Annotated in this window: 22 protein-coding genes and 3 pseudogenes; 10 read left to right on the plus strand and 15 right to left on the minus strand. The window is 46.5% G+C overall.

What is annotated here, in order from left to right:
* The first annotated feature begins 270 nt into the window (after window positions 1-270).
* Entirely contained in the window at window positions 271-543 is a 273-nt protein-coding gene (locus tag KV201_RS17850; RefSeq protein WP_226060089.1) for a Rho-binding antiterminator, read from the plus strand.
* A 12-nt stretch (window positions 544-555) separates the two neighbouring features.
* Window positions 556-897 (plus strand): hypothetical protein, encoded by a 342-nt coding sequence (locus KV201_RS17855; protein ID WP_226060090.1) that lies wholly within the window; start codon window positions 556-558, stop codon window positions 895-897.
* A gap of 138 nt (window positions 898-1,035) precedes the next feature.
* Here the strand turns inward: KV201_RS17855 and KV201_RS17860 are convergent, their stop codons facing one another.
* On the minus strand, window positions 1,036-1,389 hold the full coding sequence (locus KV201_RS17860; protein ID WP_063884647.1) for a RidA family protein: 354 nt from the start codon (window positions 1,387-1,389) through the stop codon (window positions 1,036-1,038).
* An 80-nt stretch (window positions 1,390-1,469) separates the two neighbouring features.
* Window positions 1,470-2,963, minus strand: coding sequence for a Na+/H+ antiporter NhaC family protein (locus tag KV201_RS17865; RefSeq protein ID WP_226060091.1), 1,494 nt, complete (start codon window positions 2,961-2,963; stop codon window positions 1,470-1,472).
* Window positions 2,964-3,142: 179 nt separating this feature from the next.
* On the opposite strand from KV201_RS17865, the gene KV201_RS17870 reads away from it, so the two are divergent.
* Complete coding sequence (locus KV201_RS17870; RefSeq protein ID WP_006083484.1) at window positions 3,143-3,364, plus strand: cell division protein ZapB; 222 nt, start codon at window positions 3,143-3,145, stop codon at window positions 3,362-3,364.
* On the opposite strand, the gene KV201_RS17875 is transcribed toward KV201_RS17870, so the two are convergent.
* The 7 genes from KV201_RS17875 to KV201_RS17905 form a co-directional block, all read right to left on the minus strand.
* Complete coding sequence (locus tag KV201_RS17875; protein ID WP_106649149.1) at window positions 3,361-3,573, minus strand: DUF1107 domain-containing protein; 213 nt, start codon at window positions 3,571-3,573, stop codon at window positions 3,361-3,363. The genes KV201_RS17870 and KV201_RS17875 overlap by 4 nt on opposite strands.
* Before the next feature lie 507 nt (window positions 3,574-4,080).
* On the minus strand, window positions 4,081-4,689 hold the full coding sequence (locus KV201_RS17880; RefSeq protein ID WP_106649147.1) for a thiol:disulfide interchange protein DsbA/DsbL: 609 nt from the start codon (window positions 4,687-4,689) through the stop codon (window positions 4,081-4,083).
* A 130-nt stretch (window positions 4,690-4,819) separates the two neighbouring features.
* Window positions 4,820-5,842 carry a serine/threonine protein kinase gene (locus KV201_RS17885; protein WP_006083490.1) on the minus strand — a complete coding sequence of 341 codons (1,023 nt, stop codon included), beginning with the start codon at window positions 5,840-5,842 and terminating at the stop codon, window positions 4,820-4,822.
* Between the two features lie 2 nt (window positions 5,843-5,844).
* Window positions 5,845-6,177, minus strand: coding sequence for a DUF3630 family protein (locus KV201_RS17890; RefSeq protein WP_006083491.1), 333 nt, complete (start codon window positions 6,175-6,177; stop codon window positions 5,845-5,847).
* Between the two features lie 13 nt (window positions 6,178-6,190).
* On the minus strand, window positions 6,191-7,645 hold the full coding sequence (locus KV201_RS17895; RefSeq protein ID WP_226060092.1) for a YdiU family protein: 1,455 nt from the start codon (window positions 7,643-7,645) through the stop codon (window positions 6,191-6,193).
* A 9-nt stretch (window positions 7,646-7,654) separates the two neighbouring features.
* Window positions 7,655-7,966 carry a hypothetical protein gene (locus KV201_RS17900; RefSeq protein WP_226060093.1) on the minus strand — a complete coding sequence of 104 codons (312 nt, stop codon included), beginning with the start codon at window positions 7,964-7,966 and terminating at the stop codon, window positions 7,655-7,657.
* A 144-nt stretch (window positions 7,967-8,110) separates the two neighbouring features.
* Window positions 8,111-8,959: a hypothetical protein gene (locus KV201_RS17905; protein ID WP_226060094.1), complete on the minus strand. Its 849-nt coding sequence runs from the start codon at window positions 8,957-8,959 to the stop codon at window positions 8,111-8,113.
* A gap of 274 nt (window positions 8,960-9,233) precedes the next feature.
* Between KV201_RS17905 and KV201_RS17910 the strand changes: the two genes are divergently transcribed.
* The 4 genes from KV201_RS17910 (at window position 9,234) to KV201_RS17925 (ending at window position 11,847) form a co-directional block, all read left to right on the plus strand.
* Window positions 9,234-9,593: a DsrE/DsrF/TusD sulfur relay family protein gene (locus KV201_RS17910; RefSeq protein ID WP_006084469.1), complete on the plus strand. Its 360-nt coding sequence runs from the start codon at window positions 9,234-9,236 to the stop codon at window positions 9,591-9,593.
* Between the two features lie 146 nt (window positions 9,594-9,739).
* Window positions 9,740-10,138, plus strand: a complete 399-nt coding sequence (locus tag KV201_RS17915; RefSeq protein WP_226060095.1) for a nitrous oxide-stimulated promoter family protein — start codon at window positions 9,740-9,742, stop codon at window positions 10,136-10,138.
* Between the two features lie 57 nt (window positions 10,139-10,195).
* Window positions 10,196-11,110: a hypothetical protein gene (locus KV201_RS17920; protein WP_226060096.1), complete on the plus strand. Its 915-nt coding sequence runs from the start codon at window positions 10,196-10,198 to the stop codon at window positions 11,108-11,110.
* A 152-nt stretch (window positions 11,111-11,262) separates the two neighbouring features.
* The gene (locus KV201_RS17925; protein ID WP_226060097.1) at window positions 11,263-11,847 is read left to right on the plus strand and encodes a YSC84-related protein; all 585 of its coding nucleotides are present in this window, start codon (window positions 11,263-11,265) and stop codon (window positions 11,845-11,847) included.
* A 549-nt stretch (window positions 11,848-12,396) separates the two neighbouring features.
* On the opposite strand, the pseudogene KV201_RS17930 reads toward KV201_RS17925, so the two are convergent.
* The 3 genes and pseudogenes from KV201_RS17930 to KV201_RS17940 form a co-directional block, all read right to left on the minus strand.
* Window positions 12,397-12,930: pseudogene (locus tag KV201_RS17930) on the minus strand (nucleotidyl transferase AbiEii/AbiGii toxin family protein).
* 124 nt (window positions 12,931-13,054) lie between these two features.
* Complete coding sequence (locus KV201_RS17935) at window positions 13,055-13,696, minus strand: DUF6088 family protein (RefSeq protein ID WP_226060098.1); 642 nt, start codon at window positions 13,694-13,696, stop codon at window positions 13,055-13,057.
* An 862-nt stretch (window positions 13,697-14,558) separates the two neighbouring features.
* On the minus strand, window positions 14,559-15,650 hold the full coding sequence (locus KV201_RS17940) for a methyl-accepting chemotaxis protein (RefSeq protein WP_031858080.1): 1,092 nt from the start codon (window positions 15,648-15,650) through the stop codon (window positions 14,559-14,561).
* Window positions 15,651-16,205: 555 nt separating this feature from the next.
* On the opposite strand from KV201_RS17940, the pseudogene KV201_RS17945 reads away from it, so the two are divergent.
* Window positions 16,206-18,191, plus strand: a pseudogene (locus KV201_RS17945) (Tn3-like element Tn3 family transposase); the annotation flags it as partial.
* A gap of 30 nt (window positions 18,192-18,221) precedes the next feature.
* Window positions 18,222-18,626: pseudogene (gene katB / locus KV201_RS17950) on the plus strand (catalase KatB); the annotation flags it as partial.
* Between the two features lie 149 nt (window positions 18,627-18,775).
* On the opposite strand, the gene norW reads toward katB, so the two are convergent.
* Window positions 18,776-19,942 (minus strand): NADH:flavorubredoxin reductase NorW, encoded by a 1,167-nt coding sequence (gene norW / locus KV201_RS17955; protein ID WP_226060099.1) that lies wholly within the window; start codon window positions 19,940-19,942, stop codon window positions 18,776-18,778.
* Complete coding sequence (norV, locus tag KV201_RS17960) at window positions 19,935-21,443, minus strand: anaerobic nitric oxide reductase flavorubredoxin (RefSeq protein WP_115406196.1); 1,509 nt, start codon at window positions 21,441-21,443, stop codon at window positions 19,935-19,937. Before norV ends, norW begins: the two co-directional genes overlap by 8 nt.
* Window positions 21,444-21,624: 181 nt before the next feature.
* Here norV and norR point away from each other — a divergent pair, with 181 nt between their 5' ends.
* Window positions 21,625-23,274: a nitric oxide reductase transcriptional regulator NorR gene (norR, locus tag KV201_RS17965; RefSeq protein WP_226060100.1), complete on the plus strand. Its 1,650-nt coding sequence runs from the start codon at window positions 21,625-21,627 to the stop codon at window positions 23,272-23,274.
* Between the two features lie 47 nt (window positions 23,275-23,321).
* Here the strand turns inward: norR and KV201_RS17970 are convergent, their stop codons facing one another.
* On the minus strand, window positions 23,322-23,876 hold the full coding sequence (locus KV201_RS17970) for a TMEM165/GDT1 family protein (RefSeq protein ID WP_226060101.1): 555 nt from the start codon (window positions 23,874-23,876) through the stop codon (window positions 23,322-23,324).
* Window positions 23,877-24,030 lie beyond the last annotated feature (154 nt).

Genomic DNA, 24,030 nt, shown 5'->3' on the forward strand with positions numbered 1-24,030 from the left:
AACTCCACTTCCGTGTTGCATCAATTCAAAAGGTGACCGACATTCTGTCATTGATGCGCCTTGAATTGAAGCACCCTAGGCGCTCTGAAACTCGTATCTTCAGGTAGCTTGGGTATAAAGGTCTAAGCAATAAAAAACTCGCTAACATGCTTGGCTCAGCCTTTCACACTGCCTTAGATACAAGATAAAACAATCCGCATTGGGTCACACATAATGCCAATGGCAAGTATTTTTGCCACAATGGGGTCGAACTCCCGATGAGATAAACCTATGTCTGACTATAAGATGATCCCCTGTGAGCACTACGATTACCTCGAACTTGCCTGCCTGCGCGGTTATCAACTCAAGATTGAGTTGATTGATGGCACGCAGTGCCAAGGTCAAGCCATCACCACGCAGACCAGAGCCAACAAAACTGAGTGGCTTGTTATCCAGCAGCAACAAAATAAACAATCCCTTAGGCTCGACCATATCGTCGCTATCACGCCTGTCGATGTGCATGCTGAATTTGGCAGGATGCAGATTGCCACTAAACAAGGTTAGCGAGAACAACACATGGCAAAGATAATGTTAGCGGTTGAAATCGGTCACTGGACCGGTGGGCATAATGGCCAATATCCCCAGCTGATTGAGTTTGATACGGCGCATCTTAATAGACCCTTTCAGGTCAGCGATGGTTGGGGGCATGGTTTAGGTGGCGCGGCTTACTCACTCGCACAATTTGTCGCCACACCTTATTACCTAAAGCTCAAAACCGAGGCTCCTTGGGCGTTTGCCATTATCGAACAGGGCTTAGCGCTACAGAATATTGATGCGATCGCCGCGGCACTCTCAATCCAATATGTGGATCATCCCCCGCTTGTGCCTGCACATTTAATGGAATACTTACTAGTTTAAAGCTGAAGGGTTTCGTTAGAAGAGAGTGAACGTGCTGAATAATGCAGGTTTAGATAGCGAGGTGTATTGCGGAAAAGCTTCACCGAGTCATGACACTCGGTGACAGGATTCTAAACTGGACGAAAAATAGCTCCGCGCTTAAACAGCGACCGCCGCTATTACAGACACTTCAACCAAATATTCCGGCTCAGCAATAGCAGCTTGCACGCAAGCGCGGGCTGGCGCATGGCCTTTAGGCACCCAAGCATCCCATACGGCATTCATCGCATCGTAATCACCCATGTCTTTCAGATAGATAGTCGCTGACAATACATGCTCACGCGAACTCCCCGCCTGCGCCAACAAGGTATCGACTTCTTCAAGCATAGTGACGGTTTGCTCAGTGATATCTTGATACTTATCCTTCGCCACTTGGCCACACAGATACACAGTACCTTGGTGAATGACTATGCTGCTCATGCGGGTGCCAACGTCTAAACGGGTAATGCTCATATTGATCATCTCTTAAATCAGTACATTGAAATAAAGGGTTCAGCTCAAACCGAATAGGCCATTTTAACGATAAACAGGCGTTATGTCTGCGGTACTAACTTAGGCCAAGGCGAATAGAAGCGCGCCATCAAGGCAAATAAACCGAGACCACAGCTCACCAAGGCCAACCACACTAACGGCGTCGCCACGTCTAAATTCACTAATTGGAATCCAATCAGGGCCGAACACGCCGCGATTAACGCAAAGGGCAACTGAGTCACCACGTGGTCATGGGGAGCGCAACCTGAACTGGTCGCACTGAGCACGCTGGTATCTGAAATGGGCGAGCAGTGATCGCCAAAAACTGACCCCGCCATCACAGCGCTCAATACTGGTAACAACAGATGAGGATCTAAATTATGGGCAATCTCAGCGCCAATCGGGATCATAATCGCAAATGTGCCCCAGCTTGACCCCGTCGCAAAAGCCATTATCGCGCAGAGTAAAAACATTCCCGCCACCAGCAAGTGTGGAGAAAGATAAGATTTAGCCCAAGCGGCCAACAATTTCGCCACGCCAAGATCTTGGATCACAGCGCCAATCATCCAAGTACAGAGCAAAATCGCAATGGCGAAAGCGATTATACGCACACCGTGGCTCAAGTCCCCCACTAACGCCGTTAAACGTCGCCCAGACAAGCTCAACATAATCAGTGTGACCAAGGTCGCCAACAAACAAGCGTCGCGCATAGAGGCACCAATATCAGCCTTAGCCAGCCAGAGCGACACATCCCAAGACGAGACCTGCTGAGCCCCCGACCACAAAGTTAATCCCACCGAAGCCAATAACAGCGTCAGCATAGGAATAGCGAGCAGCCAAGGATTTCCCCTAGCCTCGACCGCATTTGAGGATTTGGCCTCTATAGGGGCAACAAAAGAGCGAAACCCCACACCATACCAAGCGACAAGCACGGATAAACCTAAGGTCACTATGGCGTAAAAATTAAATAAAGCCACATCGATAAAGGCTTCCAGCGGTGACACGGGCAAAAAGCTGATCCCCGCAATCAGAGCCATCACATAGGGGCCCCAGCTGGAGAAAGGCAATAGCGCACACAGAGGTGAAGCGTTGGAATCGACCAAATAGGCGAGCTGCTCATGACGAATGCCATAGCGCTGGCTCAATGGCTGACAAACATGGCCGACGGCAAGGCAACTGAAAATTCCATCGATAAACACTAACCAACCGAGGAAAACGACGCCCAGACGCGCCTGACGTTCAGTGCGGATACGGCTATAAAGCCAATCACCAAACTGACCCACGGCGCCACCACGTGCTAATAACTGCGTCATGCTGCCTAGCAGCAACATGGCCAATAGCACATTGAGGTGCCACGCTTGCCAAGCACCTTGGGCATAGAATTGTTTAACGCCGATATCAAGCAAATACCGCCCAGTTTGCAGTGGATCAAATTGGGCGATCAATAGTGCGCCAGAGACGATGCCGACGCCTAACGCCACCAGTGTACGACGTAAAAACAGGGCTAAGGTTAAGGTCAACAGTAGCGGGAGTATGGCGAGCAGACTAGGCGACATGGACCATTCCGATAAAAAATAAAACCAAGAATACTAACGAGTTAATAACAAATGCAAAAAAACTTAATTTAGAACCCAGTAATAGGGTGTTTTTTGACCAAACGACAAGAATCGCTATTCCTTAAGTTCTAGGCACTGCTAGAATCACAGTCCCATCCAGAAACCATAGGACTCTCCAGATGAGCCTTGAATTACTGTCCAAACTGGAAACCAAAATCCAGGCTGCACTCGAAACGATCGAGCTTCTAAAAATGGAGCTTGAAGAAGAGAAGCAAAAAGCGTCTACGCTGAGTGAGCACAATCAACAATTGAATGCGCAAAACCAGCAACTACAAGAAGAACTCACTTCTTGGAACGAAAAAGTGACTGGCCTTGTTGGCTTGTTAAACAGCGAAATCTAAACAGCCTTTGTTTGATGATGCTGCGCTTCGATCAGTTCGTTCAATTCTAAAATAGCCTGCTTCACTTTTGGCAGGCTTTTTCTTGGCAGCAAAAACCGTCCCTTCTCAAATTCCAATCGTCCTAAGTCTTTAACCCAAATAACACCAGTGAGAAAAATACGCGCATGCTTAACGATAAGCTTAGGTGCGTAGACAGGAAAAACTCTCATATGACCACCTACAAGCATTCTTGTTGTTATTGATTACAGTTGTTTGACAGAAGCTTTACCACTTGAGTTTCATCGTTAGCGTGCTTTTTTTCATAATTTATTGCCAAAAACAGTTAATCATCTGATTTAGTTAACTTATCAATTTGCCACGCTGTAACCCAAATAAACAAAACGCCATAATAATGTCGCTTGCCATTTTTTTGACGCTCTGCTAAATTAACAGCGTTACTCAGGGTAAAAATGAGTCCTCTGGCTCAAGTCCGTACTTTCTTTTACAAGAAGTACGGTTTTTTTTGCCTATTTTTTGCCTCGTCTTTATTCAATAAGTTCAATCGACTAACCTCTATAGTCGCCTACTGTGTGCCCTATAACACCAGCCTCTGCTCGTTTCGCCTTACCGTTGTTCTTTGCCGCAATAAAAAAGGAGCCTTAAGGCTCCCTTTAAAACGCTGTACGTGCAGTATTATCAACCGCTCACATGACAGCGGTGTGATAAGGTCATCCGAACTATTTTTTTGCTAAGTAGAAAGCGATATCTAACAGTTCGTCGTAGGATTTAATCGCGCCAGTCTCAACACGATACTTACCGTTAACGACAAGAGCAGGTACGCCTGTCAGCTTAGCGTTTTCAGTATCACGCTTCATTTTCGCCATTTGCGCCTTCACCATGAAAGATTCTGCCGCCGCATCGAAGGTTTTACCATCGACACCGTTAGCCACGAAAAGGGCACGAATATCGGCAAGGCTAGTGAAGTGTTCTTTTTTCTCATGAATGGCAGAAAATAACGCCGCATCCATTTTTTCATCGACATTTAACTGATGTGCAACAGCAAATGCGCGTGACATTTCAACGCCCATTTCTTTACCAATAAAATCAACGTGTGCTTGGTTAAACGCTACGCCTTCAGGCTTTTCGGCGAGAATTTTTGGCACTACTGTTTTAGAGAAATTAAAGCAGTGTGGGCAATAGAAAGAGAAAAACTCAGTGATCTCTGGCTTAGCGGTTGCTGGGCCATCGTTAATCACTGTGTAATGCACACCTTCTTGGTATTCCACAGCCGATACAGCCAGTGGCGCCAGTAATAAAGCCGCGGCCATAAGTAATACTTTTTTCATGCAAATTCCTTAAATCATTTTTGATAAATTGGCTGGAGACTAACATATTCCATTTTTTGAGTGTAACTCAAGCTTAAGAGTTCAATCTAATGTCACAAGATACGTCTGTGACATCATATTTTGCTCAATACTAATAAGGCACTAGGCTCAGTGGTGGCTCGCCAAGGGCAAAAAGTTGCTCCTTAAATGCCAAGATCTGCTGTTCCCAATACTTTTCATCCCCAAACCACGGGAAGTTCATCGGGAAAGCAGGATCGTCCCAGCGACGACCAATCCACGCGTTGTAGTGCACCATACGCAGCGCCCGCAGCGGTTCAATCAAAGCTAACTGCCTTGTATCAAACTCACAAAACTCTTCATAGGCTTCGAGTAATATCTCGAGCTGCATCAACTGCTGCGCTCTATCACCCGTTAACATCATCCATAAATCTTGAATCGCCGGCCCCATGCGAGCATCGTCTAAATCGACGAATCCGGGACCGTCTGGCGTCCACAAAATATTGCCTGGGTGTAAATCGCCATGCAAACGAATGGCCGCAAAATCTTGGCGATCCCAAATCGCATTCGCCTTAGCCAACACTTGCTCAACGACAGTAAAAAACGGCAAGCGTAGGCTGTTAGGCACTAGATTAGATTGCTTTAACCATGCGAGCGGCTCGGCGCCTAGAATCTGCGGATTCAGCGGTTCACGTTCAGCAAATACAGTTTGCGCCGCGTACTGATGTATACGACCTATGAATCGGCCAACTAATTCCAGCTGTTCTAAATTATCGACTTCAAAGGCGCGACCACCCAAAGAAGGAAACAGGGTAAATCGATAGCCTTGGTACTTGTGTAACGTATGACCTTCGATGATCACAGGCACGGCAATCGGGATATCTTCTGCCGCGAGTGCGAGCGCATAATCATGTTCCTCTTGGATCTGCGCGTCGCTCCAACGGTCGGGACGATAGAATTTCACCACATAACGCAGCCCTTCATCGCTGCGGAACTGATACACGCGGTTCTCGTAGCTGTTTAGCGCGAGCAAGCCTGTTTCCGGGTACACGCCCAGACTTTCGATCGCATCTAAGATCAAATCCGGCGTTAGGGCTTGAAAATGGAACTCAGCGCCGCTAGAACTCGTGGTCGGTGGCGTCATATTCTGACTCATATTCAGTTCACTCTTAGGTGAGGTTGTAGCAAAGTGGCTAAGTATTCCAGCACCTCAAAATCGGCTTCTCGTTCGGTCGAGAGCCAGCAAATGTTGCCGTAAAACTCATAATTGAGCCATAACTGGCTGCCTTCAAATTCTAATAACCATTGATGCCTGTCGGCGCCCCACTGACGCTCGCGCACAGTGCAATCGAGCGCCGCGGCTAAAGGTTCGGCAAAGTCGGCGAAACGATCAAAATCGATATCCGCACTGACCGCTAAACTTAAGGCACTTCTATCTAAGCTTATGGTATCTAAGCTAATGGCTTTTAGGTGCGTGCTTGGTAATTTCATGCTTGTTATCCAATCAACTACTACATGACATGATCAAACCTTGGCCCCAGTCCGGTGGACGCTTGGCCAAGTCTTCATGTTCTGCGTGTTCAGCAAAGGGCTGAGTTAAGATTTTTTGCAGCAAATGCAGCGGCGCAAGATTACCCTCTTCTACCGCGATTATCGCCTCTTGGGCTAAATAGTTACGCAAAATATATTTGGGATTCACACTATTGCGCTCAGTTTGCCACGCAGGGATATCAGCCACCGCGCCCAATCGCTGTTGATAGGCTTGATACCAAGCATCAAACTGGCTGACATCGATAAAGTCATCCCGCAGCGCACTGTGTTTGCTGGTCGGATCTAACTTACCTAATTGACGCCAAGTCTGAGTGTAATCAAGCTGATTTTTCTCCATCAGCACAGTAAATCGACCTATGAGGTCGAGATCCTGCTTGTCCTGCTCTACCGACGAAGCATCAACTGCTGATAGACCTAGTTTTGCCCGCATCAAGCGCAAATAAGGCTGCACTAGCGCCTCTTGGTATTGATTAAGAATGGCAATTAAGTCATCGGATGGGATCACAGGTGTGAGCGCCTGCGCTAAGCGTTGCAAGTTCCACAAACCGACACCCGGCTGTTGACCAAAGGCATAACGACCTTCGGGATCCGAATGATTACAGATAAAGTCTTCTTGGAACGTATCGAGGAACGCAAAGGGGCCGAAGTCAAAACTGTCACCCAGAATCGACATATTGTCTGTGTTCATCACGCCATGGGCAAAACCGACCGCCTGCCAGTGGGAAATCATCTTGGCGGTATCTTGCACTACCTGTAAAAACCACGCTTTATAGCCTGCGGCATCACAACTCAAATGGGGATAATGCTGAGTAATAGTGAAGTTGAGTAATTGGATCAGTTTATCGGCGCGGCCGCGCTCACTGTGGCAGAAAAACTCGAAATGACCGAAACGAATATGGCTACGGGCTAAACGCACGGTAATGGCGGCGGTTTCTTGGCTCTCACGCCATACGGGTAGGTCAGAGCCAATCACGGCCAAAGCGCGAGTCGTCGGCACATGTAAATGATGCAACGCCTCAGAGACTAAAAACTCACGCACGGCAGAGCGCATCACAGCGCGGCCATCACCATGGCGCGAGTATGGCGTAGGACCGCCACCCTTTAGCGCCACATCCCATGCACCATTAGGCCCCATCGCTTCGCCGAGAATGATCGACCGTCCATCCCCTAAACGCGGTGTATAGCCACCAAATTGGTGGCCGCTATACACTTGGGCATAGTAAGTCGCGCCATCGACGGCGGCATTGCCAGAGAGTCCCAGCAATAACTCATCGGTAGGCTGAGTTAAGCCGATTAATTGCGCAGCATCGTCGCTCCAGGCAAGCCAATGGGGATGACTGATACCCTGGGGATAGACTTGGGAATAAAACTCAGGCAGCTGAGTAAAAAAATCCTGTTTGAACTTCATCTTGTCCACCTATTGGCTCATGGTCTTGCAAACCAGCACCGACTTATCGTCGAACTCGCATAGGTGCCCACATTGATAAGATCCAAGGCCAAAGCCACTCACGCCAGAGCTGCTTAGACGCTGCATGCCGTGGGCCTTGCTCTGGCATTGCGCTAGAGTGTCGTAGTAGCCATTAATATCCTCAGCCTGCAAAGGCGTCACCGGAATGGCACTCACATCGGGATAATAAAATAGAGTCCATTCTGGGGTTTTAGTACAGCCACTGAGTAGCAATAATCCAAGCCCGAATAAGACATTCGGTAAGGCATAGCTTAGTTTCATTTTTCCCCTATCAAGCCCATAAAAAAAGCGAACCTTAGTTCGCCTTTTGCGCATTCAGTTAGCAGGGATTCTACACTGCTTAGACGAGGGAAATAACCGCTTTTCGTTTAAGGATTTACCCGCTAAGCGCTCCCATCCAAAGTGTTAAGCCGTGGCGGCTTTAGCCTGTGCTTTCTCAATCCGATTTATCCGGCCCTCAAAGCCAGTGACAGTGCCATCGCTCAGCCCAAGCGCTAATGCTTTACGACAAATGACAATAGCGGCATCGAAGGCTTGGGTATCATTCAGCAAGGTGGCTAAATGCAAGAAACCGGAAGATTTGAGCTCAGTATCTTTGCCTTGCTCGGCGCTAGCCGCTTGGAACAGTGCGACATACTCTTCAGCTAACTGAGCGCCATAGTTAAGATAATCCGCCGATTTACGCTGCTTGTAGCACTCTGCGACCATATTTTGCAGCGCGGTATAGCGAGCACTGGCTGATGTCGCCCCTTGATACTCTTCAAAAGCTCGAACTAAGGTTACATTCGCCCAAGCCCCTGGTGCACCGACCTCTGAACGCGTGCTCGATGCTGGCTCTGCTTCCGTCTTAACATCACCTTCGGTGTCAGCTTGTTCATCTGTTGGCGTGGTGCCTAAGATGATCACCGCCTCTTCATTATGGGCCGCAGGAATATCGACTTCGATGATATCTGTGTCTAGCGCCACCGAAATGTTCGCAGGGTCGTCAGTCTCACGGGGCATTAATTCCGCTTCCACTTCGATGACGGGCTCAACTTCCACCACGCGAGTGTCCTCAGCCTGCTCAACTGGCTCAGGCTCTACTCGCTCGGGCTCAGCAGCGGAGGAAATTGGTACTTCTTCGGTAGGAACAACAGGTTTTACCGTGGTCGATTTAGGCTTCATCGCCTCTTGTTCTTCTTTCGCTAATCGCTGCGCGCGAAGGAATAAAAACACCCCGACAGCAATCAGTATAAATACGACTAAGATCTTCATTCTTGTTCACCTTTGATGGCCGCTTCTCATCAGAAGCCGTGTCAATTGGTTTGCCAACGTCCATTAGGACAGTGTCCATGGCAACCGAGTCTAGCTAAAAATTGAGCAGAGATTAACCGCTATTAAAGTCCATTGTGTCGGTGCAAATCAAGTATTTATGCCTTTTTATACGATCTTGCGCTCAAATAGTTATAGTCAATTGCGCTAGACTGACGCAACCGTATCGCCTTATCACCCCAATCGCCCAGTTTACGACAAATATAAGGAAAACCTGATGCAAAGTATTCTTATCGTGGCTCACGCCAGCCCTTACGGGACAGAAAAGCTATTTAACAGCTTACGCATCGCATTAGCACTGAAGGATCAGGACGAACAAGTGGTCGATCTCAAACTCTTCCTCATGTCAGATGCCGTGTTTGGCGCGCTCAAAAATCAAACCACACCCGACTTAAGCTACAACCTACAACAGATGTTTGAAATTCTCTCGGCGCAGCAAGTGCCAATCCTGCTTTGTAAGACCTGTGCTCAAGCGCGAGGCGTTACCGCGGAAATGATCATCGAAGGCGCGCACATAGGTACGCTGCAAGATTTAACCCGCTGGACATTAGCTGCCGACAAAGTGATGCATATCTAAGGTTGACTTGTAAGTGCGACATTGAGGATGAAGGATTATTTAAAGCCCTATTTTGTGCGCACCTTCATAAATTGGCGCTTTCGTTTTGTCAGCGCCAATTTCACTGCCTATGATGGGATATCCGAGTAACAAGCTAAGGTATTCCAATGGGCACAGCCACACTACTTACGGGCAAACTCCTGTACGAACACCAGACCATTGCCGCAATGGTGGCGATTTATTGCAAAGCGAAACACCAAGGCCAAGACGCGACGGGCCGGTGTGCAGATTGCATTGAATTATTGGATTATGCCGCAACGCGCCTAGATCGCTGCCCCTACGGACAAAGCAAACCCACCTGCAATAAATGCCCAGTACATTGCTACAAACCAGCGCAAAAACAAATCGTCAAAGAGATCATGATCTTCTCCGGTCCTAGGATGCTGTTACCGCATCCCATTCGTGCAATCAAACACTTACTCGCGGAACGCATTCCCGTTCCCAGCGTTGTGCCCGAGGCGGCTTCAAATCGTCATCAGCGCATAGCAAGCCAGCAGAAAAACTAACGGCGATACTTTTACCGAGCCGATTTCCCTGATATAACAGGGCTCGAGGTATCGCATATGAACGATTTTAATACTTTTTTCGCTCAAGCTTACTGGTGGTTGTCGTTATTCGGAGGCGCACATTGCCTCGCGTTAGCTATTTATATTCGCTACTTTTATCACCCAGACGGTAACCAAAAACTCCTCGCCGCGTTCTTAAGTCTCATCGCCCTGTACTTCCTAACGGGTTTATTGAACCGCGATAACAGTCCAATTCCGATCCATATTCTATTCAACCTGATTAACCCTATCTATTTTTTGCTTATGCCTTTGCTCTATCTCTATTGCAAACGCAGTTTAGTTCCGACCCATAAACCGCTAGGATTTTCAAAACATTACTGGCCGTCGGCATTCACCTTAGTTTTCGCCATTTTAGATATCGCCCTAAGATTAAGCGCGCATCCCAACGGGGAGTGGCAACCTGTAACCCAGATGCTGAAGGAAATTAGCATTAGCCAATGGGGCGCCATACTGCCCGCACTGCTATCAATACAAACCTGTTGTTACTTTATCGCGCTGTGGGTGCTGTTTCGTCGGCATAAACGCAATCAAAGTGATGCAACATTAACCCAAGAGGCACTCGGTACCATTCGGTTTCGGTGGCTGATAGGTTTGACTTTAGCCATGTTGTTGAACTGGTTGATCCGCGTGTTTGTGGTGATTTTGCCCTTCTATCTTGGTGATAACTTATCGTTGCTATCCCATGCGTTGCCAAGACTCACCTTACTACTGAGCATGTATATGTTGGCCGTATACGGCCTGAAACAAATCACCCGCTCTGCCTACCTAAAAGGTCGCCTGGCTAAACCCCAATCACAGCCACGACCGATCGTGATTGAAAACGTGCTCACCCCTGAGGAGTATGAATTCTTGCATCAAATTCAGCAGGACGACACAGAAAAACCCCAAGCTTCTTCACCACCTAAGAACTAATTGGCGAAACCACACTCCAATAATCACCATCAATATCACTCCAACCATTGAGTCGAACACTGAACCTAAGCTGACACAGGAGTCACTTTGGGCTGTCATTTGTGTCGATAAAGGCTAGTCTGGAGCAACTGAAGACTTGAAGAGGCGTTACCATGAAATCATTTTTAACTGCCATTGCGGCATCGACATGCCTTATCGTGAGCCTATTTGCGGCGCCCACTGCACATGCGGATGAAAGCTATGATCAGGCGGTAGTCAATTTCCAAAAAGCGAAAGAAACCAGTAAGTTTTTCGACACAGCCTATGGCTATGCGTTATTCCCAACTGTGGGTAAAGGCGGCATAGGCATTGGCGCAGCCTATGGCAAGGGCCGAGTCTATCAAGGCGGTGTTTATATGGGTGATTCGAGCCTGACTCAATTATCCATCGGTTTTCAATTAGGTGGCCAAGCCTACAGCGAGATCATCTTCTTTAAAGATGCTAAATCCTATGAAGCCTTCACGAGCGGCAGTTTCGAGTTTGATGCCCAAGCCTCGGCGGTTGCCATCAACATGGGCGCAAGTGCTCAAGCGGGAACCACAGGCAACTCAGCAGGCGCGGGCCAATCGGGTGGCAATCGCTCGGCAAGTGGCTCGTACATTAACGGCATGGCGGTATTTACCGCAGCGAAAGGCGGTTTGATGTTTGAAGCAGCCCTTGCGGGTCAAGCCTTTAGCTTCGAGCCTAGAGCTAACTAATACGAACCATTAAACGGTTAACTCAAACGGCGAGCCTTAGTGCTCGCCGTTTTTTGTTAGATATGCTCTAACCTATGGTTCAAAAGTGCGCACGACACTACTGTCGCTGAAACCATACCATGACATAGCAGAGTGCCTAAGAACAACTACTTAGCTAAATCATATACCCATACATTGACATAAAATCTACCCATAGTCTGACAAATAAGAAATCCCAAAATAACTCTAGTGATAAGTGTAATTTTACTACGAATATCCATATAAACCTTTGCAAACTTACAATGGGGCATAAGGGATTTAGAAATGGCAGCGTACCTATGTGAGCGCTGCCATTTTGGTAAGAGACTTTATTACTCTCCCACAGCCAGCGGGCTTGTTTCATAGTGATGACATCGTCCATAGCTTGCTGAGAGTCGTAAGGATCAGCAAATTGTGCCGTCAAAATGCAATCAACATCGTACCATTGGCGGGCTAGCCGCGCAGGGTCGGATCATGTTCTTGGGTTGAGAACTGATACAGAGCGGTGAGCTTTTCCCAAAGAATGTACTCCTAGTGGTAGACCATAACCGTCGCTTTAGGTAAGCCCAGGGACTCAAGACCAGGGATGTTAGCGATATAAGTCTCAACTTGGATTCCTTTGGTTGGTTTGCCACGGTTGCGACCACCGAACTCCAACAGAATATGGTCGAGTTGATAATCATTACCGCTCAGGGTGGTTCGAGGGAAATGAATGTCAATTTTCTCACCTGAAGCTCTATCATCTTTGTCCAACTCAAATTCAGCATACAGGCCTTCGATTTTGTACACAGCAAGACGTTGGTTTAACCTGTCGAGTAGATCAGCTGTCCAGCCTCGCAGCTTTTCACCTTGTTGTTTACGAAACTTGCTAGCTTGGCTTTTATTAGCGATACTCGCTTGCTAGGCTGCTGCTTGCTCTTCAGTAAGCCCTGAGAGATCCGCTCAATGGATCGAAAGGTCTATATCTTCAGAGAAACGATTAATCGCATTCCAACACTTGCTGAGCGCGGTACCGCCCTTAAACGCAACGGAACAATCACCCAACAGCTTTTCATCAAAGAGCAAGCAAAGGATCTCTGTGACCCAAACATCTTTTTCTAAATAACAAGCTGGAAGTCCATGTGGATGTTGCAGGGAAGCAGCGTTAAACAGGGCGGTGAGTTCGGCGTGTTGCTTTTGGGCTTATTTATCAAAAATATTCATGGGCTTTTTGTAGCTCGGATGCACTTTCAAGGGCGGCCCGCCAGTTAGTCATTTCGGGGATAGACGCAACTTTTTGCAGTACATTGCAGGCTTCAACTGGCGTCAGTTTGAGTCGTTTAATGGCAGTCAAGATTTCGTGTACTGGTGCGTGTTTTGCCGATTCTGAGATAGCCAGTAAGCCACGAAACAATTCTCCTTCGGGCCTTTCAGGCCAGCGGAGTTTCGCTTCACTCGTGTGTTTGACTGTCGCGACTTGATTTCCAATTCTGAACTCGCGACTAGGGCCGGTCGTCCATAGGATCGTTTTCATTGGTGCTTGGGTTTGCAGGCCAAGTCGATAGGCTGACTGTAAGCTCTGAGGCGCGATTTTATAATGGTGGGTCTTGGCCCAAGCTCTTGCCACGGCTTCAGCTTCCGCTGCAAAAGTGATATTGGGTAGTCCAGCAATGCGGACAGGCCGGCTATATATTCCTTTAGCAACGCGTTCAACGGTGCCTTCCTTAGCAAGTCGGCTAAATGCTTTTTGCACAGACGTCACCGAGCCTAAAGAATAAAAATTCTCTATGGTGAACGGTGTGCCTTTTTTAAGCCGTGAAACACGTTTAGCAACAAGCTGTGCGACTGACATATAACCTTACCAAGCTGGCGCCTATGGTGTGATGTGAGATAATTCTACATCATACTGCAAAAGGCTTTCGATGAAAAATTCGCCAGGATGATATTAGGTGACTATCGTCGCGTCAAAGCACCTTTTAGTGCAGTGCTTGTTCTGGCTTGTAATGCTAATAAACGAGTAAATGGAAGGAATAGGTATTCCGTGCCTACGACAAGGCTGCGCCCTTGAATACGGTGACTGTACAGACTTTGGCAAATCGACTAACTCTGCTCGGTTGTAGGAAAGGAATAAAGTTTCATACTAAACTGTCAATTAACCCTGCTCCAACCGTTTAAGATTAAACGTTACCAAAAATAAAGATTCATACTAATTGCGACTACTAAGTCTGAAATGAGCTACAACCGAGTATTAAAGTATCATCCTCGTTGTAGCTCACTTCGGGACATGGCTAATCCAAAGGACTTGCTACCGAGGACTTTCGTAAGGTCCAGCTACCATCTTTATTATCAATCCAGTCAATGACATCGCCATCTTGCCATTTTAGGTCAACAAGATATGCATCAGGTATTCTGAAAAAGCCTCTCCATCTTCGGTTCTTTCAATTTCGACTTTCATTATTTCCCTCTTGGGTAAAGTGCTAGTACCTTTAGATACTTTGTCGTATTAGTAAAATTTGATCAACTGACACGTTGTAAGTGGAGTCGCTGATAGGCCTTATAAATCGAAAATGGACAAAACCTTGCCAGTGCCTTTTCTAAATTAGAAAACCATCAATAACTACAGGTATGGCAAATTTACTTGTGAAGTGCTAGTGCGGTGAGTAGCATCGCGCTAGCAAAAGTATTGGGTTAGGTTAGGTGCGCACTAAGTGCCGTTACGTTAAATCACCAATAATCTCATTCATTAAATTGTCAATTTGTTCCACTACTTGTTCGCTGGCGTCTTCCATGGCGTTAATTGCAGTCACCATGCCTGCCATGTTGTCAGATTTGGCTTGACTCATTGCTTCACGTCCACCGTCATGCACGCCTTTGTGTGGTTCTTCAAGCAATGCATAGCTTCTTAAGTGGCTGTAAGCCTTGCCATCGCCGCGGTAGTACCACTGCCCCAAGCGACACTCAGAGTGGCTATTAACGGTTTCACCGAACAAGCCTTTTTGTAGGAGACGATAGATATTGTTCTTCCAAATGGCGTGGTCGAGTTTGACCGTATCCAAGAAAGCGCGTGTGGAAGCAACATGGATTACCTGTTGCATGTGTTCCGATTTCACGACCACTTCGTTGACAATAGAACCAATCTGCGCAGAAGAGGCAGACACTTCCTCAGCACAAGTTTGGTTTTTATCAATCGAGGTTTTAATCGCGTTCACTTGCGTTAGTACTTGGTTTACCAAAGAATCAATCTGCTCACTGGCTTCGCTGGCTTTGCCTGCAAGGTTTCTTACCTCATCTGCCACCACGGCAAATCCGCGGCCTGCTTCACCAGCTCGTGCTGCTTCAATCGCTGCATTTAATGCCAACAAATTCGTTTGATCAGAAATCTCTTGAATAGTCGATACAAGAAGGGAAATAGAAATGGCAGTTTTATCTAATATTTTAACAGATTCAATGCTTTGTGAGGCTTCCGTACTGATCTTCACGGCTCGGTTATCAAGACGAGCAAGAGCTTGATGAGTCTGCTTAAACATTTCATCTAGTTGTTGCAGCTCTTGGTTTTCATGCGCCATAGATTGCGCATTCTCCACCATCTCTGTTCGAATGGTTTGGAGCATATCTCCACCTTTCAAACTGTTCGACAACAACTCATCACTATAGTGGTGTTCCTGTTGAGCGGAGCGAACAAGCTGCTGAACCTCTTGGAGCTGATTTTCCAGAGCGGCAACGTCAGTTTGGTACTTCTGTTTGAGGTCTGCTAATTCTTGCTTTAGCAGCTCATTTTCTGATTTGATTCGTTTTAATCCAAACATTTAATACGACCTCGTTAATTTATGCAGCACTACAGCTTTGTTGTATGAACATATCGATTTCTAATCCGAAACCTAATCATTCTCCACTAAATGATGTACAACACCTAACAATCTGTAGCTACAGATTGTTAGGTGTCGATTATTCCTATTATGTAAAATCTGTGGGTTTCCTATCAGAAACAGCCCTTAAAGCACGTCAAACGCTTTTAGCTAAGATTTTAGACGCTTAATCAAGCGATACAATTCCATACTGTCTTAAAAGTTTATAACGATTTCAGAGCGATTTATAATGCAAAAATCAGCGTGTTCATTTGGGGCAAGAATAGCACAATGCCCCCCATTTTTCGTACTTTGTGAGTTTTGGGTGTCAGATTAGTTATATTTGGTCAAAATTCACTCAATCGATAGCGTGGTTTTTTTGGCGAAACCAATAATGGGGCAAAAATGTGCTAACTCTTAATCCGCACATTCACCAAAAGAGCCAAAAAATATCAAACTATTATATAAATGATCAAACATTATTAAGAATTATCAAACTATTATATAAACGCACAGCTGAAAGAAGAAACACCGGACGAATCGATTCGTGCTGAGGTGTTCAGCTACATCCCCAGGCAAAAGCTGGCTGAAATCATCACGCTTGTCCGTGAAATTGCCCGGCCCTCAGACGATAATTTTCATGAAGAAATGGTGGAGCAGTACGGGCGCGTTCGTCGTTTCCTGCCCCATCTGCTGAATACCGTTAAATTTTCATCCGCACCTGCCGGGGTTACCACTCTGAATGCCTGTGACTACCTCAGCCGGGAGTTCAGCTCACGGCGGCAGTTTTTTGACGACGCACCAACGGAAATTATCAGTCGGTCATGGAAACGGCTGGTGATTAACAAGGAAAAACATATCACCCGCAGGGGATACACGCTCTGCTTTCTCAGTAAACTGCAGGATAGTCTGAGGCGGAGGGATGTCTACGTTACCGGCAGTAACCAGTGGGGAGATCCCCGAGCAAGATTACTACAGGGTGCTGACTGGCAGGCAAACCGGATTAAGGTTTATCGTTCTCTGGGACACCCGACAGACCCGCAGGAAGCAATAAAATCTCTGGGTCATCAGCTTGATAGTCGTTACAGACAGGTTGCTGCACGTCTTGGCGAAAATGAGGCTGTCGAACTCGATGTTTCTGGCCCGAAGCCCCGGTTGACAATTTCTCCCCTCGCCAGTCTTGATGAGCCGGACAGTCTGAAACGACTGAGCAAAATGATCAGTGATCTGCTCCCTCCGGTGGATTTAACGGAGTTGCTGCTCGAAATTAACGCCCATACCGGATTTGCTGATGAGTTTTTCCATGCTAGTGAAGCCAGTGCCAGAGTTGATGATCTGCCCGTCAGCATCAGCGCCGTGCTGATGGCTGAAGCCTGCAATATCGGTCTGGAACCACTGATCAGATCAAATGTTCCTGCACTGACCCGACACCGGCTGAACTGGACAAAAGCGAACTATCTGCGGGCTGAAACTATCACCAGCGCTAATGCCAGACTGGTTGATTTTCAGGCAACGCTGCCACTGGCACAGATATGGGGTGGCGGAGAAGTGGCATCTGCAGATGGAATGCGCTTTGTTACGCCAGTCAGAACAATCAATGCCGGACCGAACCGCAAATACTTTGGTAATAACAGAGGGATCACCTGGTACAACTTTGTGTCCGATCAGTATTCCGGCTTTCATGGCATCGTTATACCGGGGACGCTGAGGGACTCTATCTTTGTGCTGGAAGGCCTTCTGGAACAGGAGACCGGGCTGAATCCAACCGAAATTATGACCGATACAGCAGGTACCAGCGAACTTGTCTTTGGCCTTTTCTGGCTGCTGGGATACCAGTTTTCTCCACGCCTGGCTGATGCCGGTGCTTCGGTTTTCTGGCGAATGGACCATGATGCCAACTATGGCGTGCTGAATGATATTGCCAGAGGGCAATCAGATCCCCGAAAAATAGTCCTTCAGTGGGACGAAATGATCCGGACCGCTGGCTCCCTGAAACTGGGCAAAGTACAGGCTTCAGTGCTGGTCCGTTCATTGCTGAAAAGTGAACGTCCTTCCGGACTGACTCAGGCAATCATTGAAGTGGGGCGCATCAACAAAACGCTGTATCTGCTTAATTATATTGATGATGAAGATTACCGCCGGCGCATTCTGACCCAGCTTAATCGGGGAGAAAGCCGCCATGCCGTTGCCAGAGCCATCTGTCACGGTCAAAAAGGTGAGATAAGAAAACGATATACCGACGGTCAGGAAGATCAACTGGGCGCACTGGGGCTGGTCACTAACGCCGTCGTGTTATGGAACACTATGTATATGCAGGCAGCCCTGGATCATCTCCGGGCGCAAGGTGAAACACTGAATGATGAAGATATCGCACGCCTCTCCCCGCTTTGCCACGGACATATCAATATGCTCGGCCATTATTCCTTCACGCTGGCTGAACTGGTGACCAAAGGACATCTGAGACCATTAAAAGAGGCGTCAGAGGTAGAAAACGTTGCTTAACGTGAGTTTTCGTTCCACTGAGCGTCAGACCCCGTAAACTGCCCACACGCAGCTAAGGCAAATCATCATCAACGTGGCGGTGCTATGGCAGGTACACAATGCCCGTTTAGCCACAGTCAAACCGGTGGTGATGCTAGTCCCAACTATGGCCCAAACAGCAGCCCATCGGCCTTAGTGGAACCGGTTAACTTTACTGAGCCACCACTTCGATTAGAAGGTGAGGCTGCGCGTTATAGTCGTTATAACCAAGACGATTATACTCAGGCGGGTAATTTGTATCGCATCTTTAGTGAAGATGAGAAAGCACGTTTAGTAGCGACTATTTCAGGTTCACTGTGTCAGGCGAGTTTAGATGTGCAGCAACGCATGGTAGGGCATTTCACCCAAGCCGATGCTGATTACGGCCAACGTATAAAGCAAGCGTTAGGTTTATAGAGTATTAGTCATACTTATATAATGGCTTAAATGAAAAAACCGAGGTGATAATCACTCTCGGTTTTTTACCTTTAAATAGCGTTCATTCAATGATTAATAGGCAAGTAACGTCTAAATCAATGTCAAATTAGGTAATGCCAACGCCATCATTAAGCTGCAGCGAGCACAGTATTAGGGCTATTGAGTTGCTTTAATAATCCAAAAGCTTGTTTCATTTTATCTTCTGTTACGATAAATCCGAGTAATATTTCATCTGCATCTAATGCTTTAATACAGGTGCCTTGGGCATCAATATCGACTCGCCAGCGGTGAACGTTACTAACCGTAATACCGCCTAATTGCATCGGTAATAAGGGGGTTTTAACTTTAACGAGCATCGCAGGGAAATTCACCGCAGTGGCTTGATTTAACAAGGTGCTTGCCAGTGCGTTGGCACTCAGTAATGCTGGTTGCAAATAGGCCATGCTTTGACCATTGATGTGAGCACAGTCTCCTAGTGCATAAATATCGCTATCACTTGTTTGTAAGTACTCATTAACTATGATGCCTTTATTGACCTCAAGACCCGCATTTTGCGCAAGTTGGCTGTTAGGTATTAGGCCAGCTGCGCAGATCACCGCATCACAAGTAAAGTGCAGGTCGTTATCGAGACTTACAGCAATACTGCTATCTTGGTGTTGCAGTTGACTTACCCGAGTTTGTAATTGCACGGTTACCCCTTGCTTGGCTAACACCGCAGCAAGTTTTTGGCTTAGCATTTCAGGCAATAAGTTTGCCATTAGGCTTGCCTGCGGGTCGACTAAAAAGACCTGTTTACCCGCAGTCGCTAGATCCATTGCTAACTCAACTCCGACTAACCCCGCGCCGATAACGAGTACTTTTGCTGCACTACGTATATTGGCTTGGCAGGCTTGATACTCGCTTAAGCTGTTAAATGTATGAATAGCATTAATGGCATCGCCACTCATTTTAGGAATAAAAGGCCGTGCGCCTGTAGCGAGCACTAACTTCTCATAGGCGACTTCGCGGCCCTGAGTGCAAAAGACCACTTTGCGATCTTTGTCTATGTGAGTGACCTCACTGTGATTGAGCAAATCAATTTGTTGTTCTTTAGCAAACTCTGCGGCTGTTAATTTAATCAGATCTGCCGCCATTTGCTGGCGACTAAATACATGGCTTAAATCTGGTTTATGGTATTCATCACCTGAGTCAGCGGTAATTAAGGTAATAGCCTGCTCAGTGTTTAATCGGCGTAGCGTTTTCACTAATTGATACGCCGCAAAACCACTACCAATAATGACGATAGGTCTAGGCATGGTTCACCTCACTTTTCTTTACCGCAAAGACGCTTTTACCAAGGCCACATTCAGGGCAGAGGAAGTCATCAGCCACTTGTGCCCAAGGTGTACCAGCCGCGACATCTTGATTGGGCTCACCGTCTTTAGGATCGTAAACCCATTGGCAAACAGTACAAATCATAGATTGTGCATCATCCACTACAAGGCTTGCATTTTTTGCTGGCGCTGGCGTAATGGCAGGTGCTGCGTTTTGATTAACGGCTTGACTAGGTTTAGACATAACCTGATTGATAATCGAACGACTATTTGCGCTGTCGAGTGGGCGCAATGCCCATTCTTTGGCAATACGTTGTCCGTGTTGACGGCATTCTTGCATCGCGTCACGATCAGGGCGCCATTTAACTTTTAAGCCGACAGAGGTTTCAAATCCAGCATCCATTAAACGGGTATGAATTCTATCGACAGCGCCACCATTCCAGCCATAACTACCGAAAGCTGCGGCTTTTTTATTACGAAAGCGTAAGCCAGTGATTTCTTCTAACATAGCGGCAATTTTAGGCATCATCACGTTATTCATAGTGGATGAGCCCACCAAAATACCTTTAGATCTAAATGCTTGTGCTAGGATTTCATTTTTGTCATGGCGGGCAACGTTATATACTTTTACTGCAACATTTGGGTCAACATCATGAATACCTTGGGCAATGCCATCTGCCATCATGCGGGTGTTGTTTGACATAGAATCGTAGAAAATAGTGATGCGGTCTTCTTGATAAGCATCAGCCCAAGCCAAATACTGATGAATAATTTGCGCAGGATTGTCGCGCCACACAATACCGTGGGCTGTCGCAATCATATCTACTGGTAAATTAAAGCTTAATACTTCGTGAATTTTAGCGGTTACTAGGCTGCTAAATGGCGTTAAAATATTGGCATAGTAACGTAGACATTGTTCCATCAATTCATTTTGGTCGACTTCATCGTTGAAAAGACGCTCATCACAATAATGTTGACCAAAGGCATCATTACTAAACAAAACCGCATCCTCAGTCAGATACGTCATCATGCTATCAGGCCAATGCAGCATTGGCGCTTCAATAAAAATCAGTTGCTTACCATTACCAACATCGAGACTGTCGCCAGTTTTAACAGTAATGAAATTCCATTCTGGATGGTGATGGTGACCTACGATAGAGTCGACAGCATTTTCAGTGCAATAAATCGGTGTATTAGGGATTTTGGCCATGAGAGCCGTTAGCGCGCCGGAGTGATCTTCTTCGGCATGATTCATCACAATATAATCGATATCGTTTAAATCAATTTCAGCTTCAAGGTTTTGTAAGAATTGCTGACTAAAGCGATGATCAACCGTATCAATTAGCACGGTTTTTTCTTCGCGGATCAGATAACTGTTATAGCTCGTGCCTTTGGTGATTTTATATTCAGTACCATGAAAATCTTGAACTTCCCAATCGCGTTGACCAACCCAGTGGATATTGTTTTTTACATGAATTGTCATAAATACACCTATTAGATAAGAAAGATACGTTAGAGGATCAGTATGTTATAGCCGCGGCTTAACTCTCTGCTTCCCTTAAGATTGCACTTCTTATGCCAAATCCGTAACTAATTGAAATATATCCATTATATATTTAAATGCAAATGTCAGTGTCATTATGACCATTGATCGCGGTATCATAATGACAGTATTTATTGTCATTATGATACCGCGAGTCTTTAATATGTATGTTCAAGCCGATCTCACCCAATTAGCATTAGATTTAACGATTGGTCTTTCAGCCGAGGATAGATTCGAGCGCTTGCTCGCTGTTGTAAGGCGCCGGGTTAATTGTGACGCAGCAGCCTTACTGGTTTTTAAGGATCAGCAATTTATTCCGTTGGCGATTGATGGCCTATTTACTGAGGTGTTAGGGCGGCGGTTTAAGATTAGTGAACACCCAAGATTAGAGGCCATTGCTCGTGCGGGTGATGTTGTACGTTTCCCTTCTGATAGCCAACTACCTGACCCATATGATGGATTAATCCCTAATCATAGCGATAACTTACAGGTGCATGCGTGTATTGGCTTACCGTTAATCGCCCATGATCGCTTGATTGGTGCATTAACTATCGACGGTTTTAATCCACAGCAGTTTGATAGTTTTAGTGATAGCGAACTGCGAGTGATCAGTGCACTTGCCGCGGCCAGCTTAAATACGGCTTTGTTAATGCAAAAGCTAGAATCCCAAGTCGTGGAGGTATCAAGCGGCACTGAAGTGTTAAATCGTCTTGCTAGTCAGCAGGAGATTATTGGGCAATCGACTGAGATCCAATCGTTAAAACAACAGATTAGCGCGGTAGCCAATACTGATTTATCGGTTTTAATCACAGGTGAAACTGGAGTAGGTAAAGAGCTAGTCGCAGCGGCGATACATAATCAATCGACGCGAGCCGATAAGCCCCTTATTTACTTAAACTGTGCAGCACTGCCTGAGTCCGTTGCCGAAAGTGAACTCTTCGGTCATGTCAAAGGCGCGTTTACTGGCGCCATTAGCCACAGACAAGGCAAGTTTGAATTAGCCAATAATGGCACTTTATTTTTAGATGAAATTGGCGAATTACCCCTAAGCTTACAAGCTAAACTATTGAGAGTTTTACAATTTGGTGAATTACAACGGGTGGGGAGTGATAAGAGTCTAAAAGTAAATACTCGGATTATTGCGGCGACTAACCGTATTTTACATCAAGAGGCAACAGAGGGCCGCTTTCGTTTCGATCTCTATCATCGTTTAAGTGTGTTCCCGATTAATGTTCCCCCATTGAGGGAGCGTGGCCGAGATATCGTGTTATTAACCGGTTTTTTTCTGGAGCGCTGTAGGGCAAAGCTAGGGCTTACGCATATTAGCATCACGCCATCAGCGCAGCAGTTATTAGAACAATATGCGTGGCCGGGTAATGTGCGCGAATTAGAACATGCAATACACAGGGCGGCGGTGTTAGCAAAAGCCGAACTAAAAACGGCGTATATCAGCTTAAGTGATAAACATTTCCAGTTTGATCCTGTGGTCATTCAACCCCAAGCCAATGTGAGCAATGAGCCAACGGCGCGAGTCGAGCCTGTGGTAAAAACCATTGAAGCCCCGTCTGTAATAGCGGCCGAACTTCGCGAATCGTCATTATTAGATACCACAATACTAGGGCTTAGGGCCTCAACAGAGGCCTATCAGCGTCAACTTATCCGCCAAGTTTTAGCAGCGAATCAACAAAATTGGGCGGTGTGCGCCAGAATATTGCAAGTCGATACGGGTAATTTGCATCGACTCGCGAAACGGTTAGGTCTGAAAGCATAAAATTAAATGCAGAGGTTTTATCTCCATTTAATCGCATTATGCTGTTCTTAGACAAACAAGGTTGCCACTCCCAATAAGGCAAATAGTACCGCGCAGCCACGGTGTATCCATTGCATGGGTAATTTATCGGCGCTGAAATGCCCCGCAATCACTACCGGTACATTAGCAAGCAACATGCCTAAGGTCGTGCCTGCAACCACCATAGTTAATGAATCGTATTTTGCGGCTAACACTACCGTTGCTATTTGCGTTTTATCGCCCATTTCGGCGATAAAAAATAGGATAAAGGTGGCTAAAAAGGGGCCCATTTTATAGAAACGGCTCTCTTCTGCATCGACTTTATCTGGGATTAACACCCAAAGGGCAATTGCGAAGAACGACGCGGCAACTAAATAACGAGTAAGATCTGGGCTGACCCAGTTAATCGCCCACTGGCCAATCCAAGCGGCGGCAAAATGGTTGAATAACGTCGATAGAAAAATACCAAGAATAATGGCAGTTTTGTTTTTAAATCTTGCGGCGAGAATCAGTGCAAGTAATTGAGTTTTATCACCAATTTCGGCGATGGCAACCGTAAAGGTTGAGGCAAGTAGGGCTTCCAAGTGTGATCCTTTAGGGGTGGTTAAGACATAAGCACAATAAACTGTCCACCCCTAGGTGCAGTCATTGTGCTCAGGTCTTGCTGGGCAAATCGATGATTTGCTATGAACACCATGGCGTGTGGCCAAGTATGTTGATGTTCACCCTAGATGACGA

Source organism: Shewanella sp. SR1, assembly GCF_020447145.1.
GTDB classification, from domain to species: domain Bacteria; phylum Pseudomonadota; class Gammaproteobacteria; order Enterobacterales; family Shewanellaceae; genus Shewanella; species Shewanella baltica.

What these genes read in the sequence shown, in the direction of transcription:
- KV201_RS17910 (WP_006084469.1), top strand. Translation starts at nt 9,234, where the DNA reads ATGCAAAGTATTCTTATCGTGGCTCACGCCAGCCCTTACGGGACAGAA.
- KV201_RS17890 (WP_006083491.1), bottom strand. Translation starts at nt 6,177, where the DNA reads ATGAAATTACCAAGCACGCACCTAAAAGCCATTAGCTTAGATACCATA.
- KV201_RS17875 (WP_106649149.1), bottom strand. Translation starts at nt 3,573, where the DNA reads ATGAGAGTTTTTCCTGTCTACGCACCTAAGCTTATCGTTAAGCATGCG.
- KV201_RS17855 (WP_226060090.1), top strand. Translation starts at nt 556, where the DNA reads ATGGCAAAGATAATGTTAGCGGTTGAAATCGGTCACTGGACCGGTGGG.
- KV201_RS17900 (WP_226060093.1), bottom strand. Translation starts at nt 7,966, where the DNA reads ATGAAACTAAGCTATGCCTTACCGAATGTCTTATTCGGGCTTGGATTA.
- KV201_RS17935 (WP_226060098.1), bottom strand. Translation starts at nt 13,696, where the DNA reads ATGTCAGTCGCACAGCTTGTTGCTAAACGTGTTTCACGGCTTAAAAAA.
- KV201_RS17885 (WP_006083490.1), bottom strand. Translation starts at nt 5,842, where the DNA reads ATGAGTCAGAATATGACGCCACCGACCACGAGTTCTAGCGGCGCTGAG.
- KV201_RS17860 (WP_063884647.1), bottom strand. Translation starts at nt 1,389, where the DNA reads ATGAGCATTACCCGTTTAGACGTTGGCACCCGCATGAGCAGCATAGTC.
- KV201_RS17915 (WP_226060095.1), top strand. Translation starts at nt 9,740, where the DNA reads ATGGGCACAGCCACACTACTTACGGGCAAACTCCTGTACGAACACCAG.
- norV (WP_115406196.1), bottom strand. Translation starts at nt 21,443, where the DNA reads ATGACAATTCATGTAAAAAACAATATCCACTGGGTTGGTCAACGCGAT.
- KV201_RS17880 (WP_106649147.1), bottom strand. Translation starts at nt 4,689, where the DNA reads ATGAAAAAAGTATTACTTATGGCCGCGGCTTTATTACTGGCGCCACTG.
- KV201_RS17850 (WP_226060089.1), top strand. Translation starts at nt 271, where the DNA reads ATGTCTGACTATAAGATGATCCCCTGTGAGCACTACGATTACCTCGAA.
- KV201_RS17925 (WP_226060097.1), top strand. Translation starts at nt 11,263, where the DNA reads ATGAAATCATTTTTAACTGCCATTGCGGCATCGACATGCCTTATCGTG.
- KV201_RS17870 (WP_006083484.1), top strand. Translation starts at nt 3,143, where the DNA reads ATGAGCCTTGAATTACTGTCCAAACTGGAAACCAAAATCCAGGCTGCA.
- KV201_RS17920 (WP_226060096.1), top strand. Translation starts at nt 10,196, where the DNA reads ATGAACGATTTTAATACTTTTTTCGCTCAAGCTTACTGGTGGTTGTCG.
- norW (WP_226060099.1), bottom strand. Translation starts at nt 19,942, where the DNA reads ATGCCTAGACCTATCGTCATTATTGGTAGTGGTTTTGCGGCGTATCAA.
- KV201_RS17940 (WP_031858080.1), bottom strand. Translation starts at nt 15,650, where the DNA reads ATGTTTGGATTAAAACGAATCAAATCAGAAAATGAGCTGCTAAAGCAA.
- KV201_RS17895 (WP_226060092.1), bottom strand. Translation starts at nt 7,645, where the DNA reads ATGAAGTTCAAACAGGATTTTTTTACTCAGCTGCCTGAGTTTTATTCC.
- KV201_RS17905 (WP_226060094.1), bottom strand. Translation starts at nt 8,959, where the DNA reads ATGAAGATCTTAGTCGTATTTATACTGATTGCTGTCGGGGTGTTTTTA.
- KV201_RS17865 (WP_226060091.1), bottom strand. Translation starts at nt 2,963, where the DNA reads ATGTCGCCTAGTCTGCTCGCCATACTCCCGCTACTGTTGACCTTAACC.
- norR (WP_226060100.1), top strand. Translation starts at nt 21,625, where the DNA reads ATGACAGTATTTATTGTCATTATGATACCGCGAGTCTTTAATATGTAT.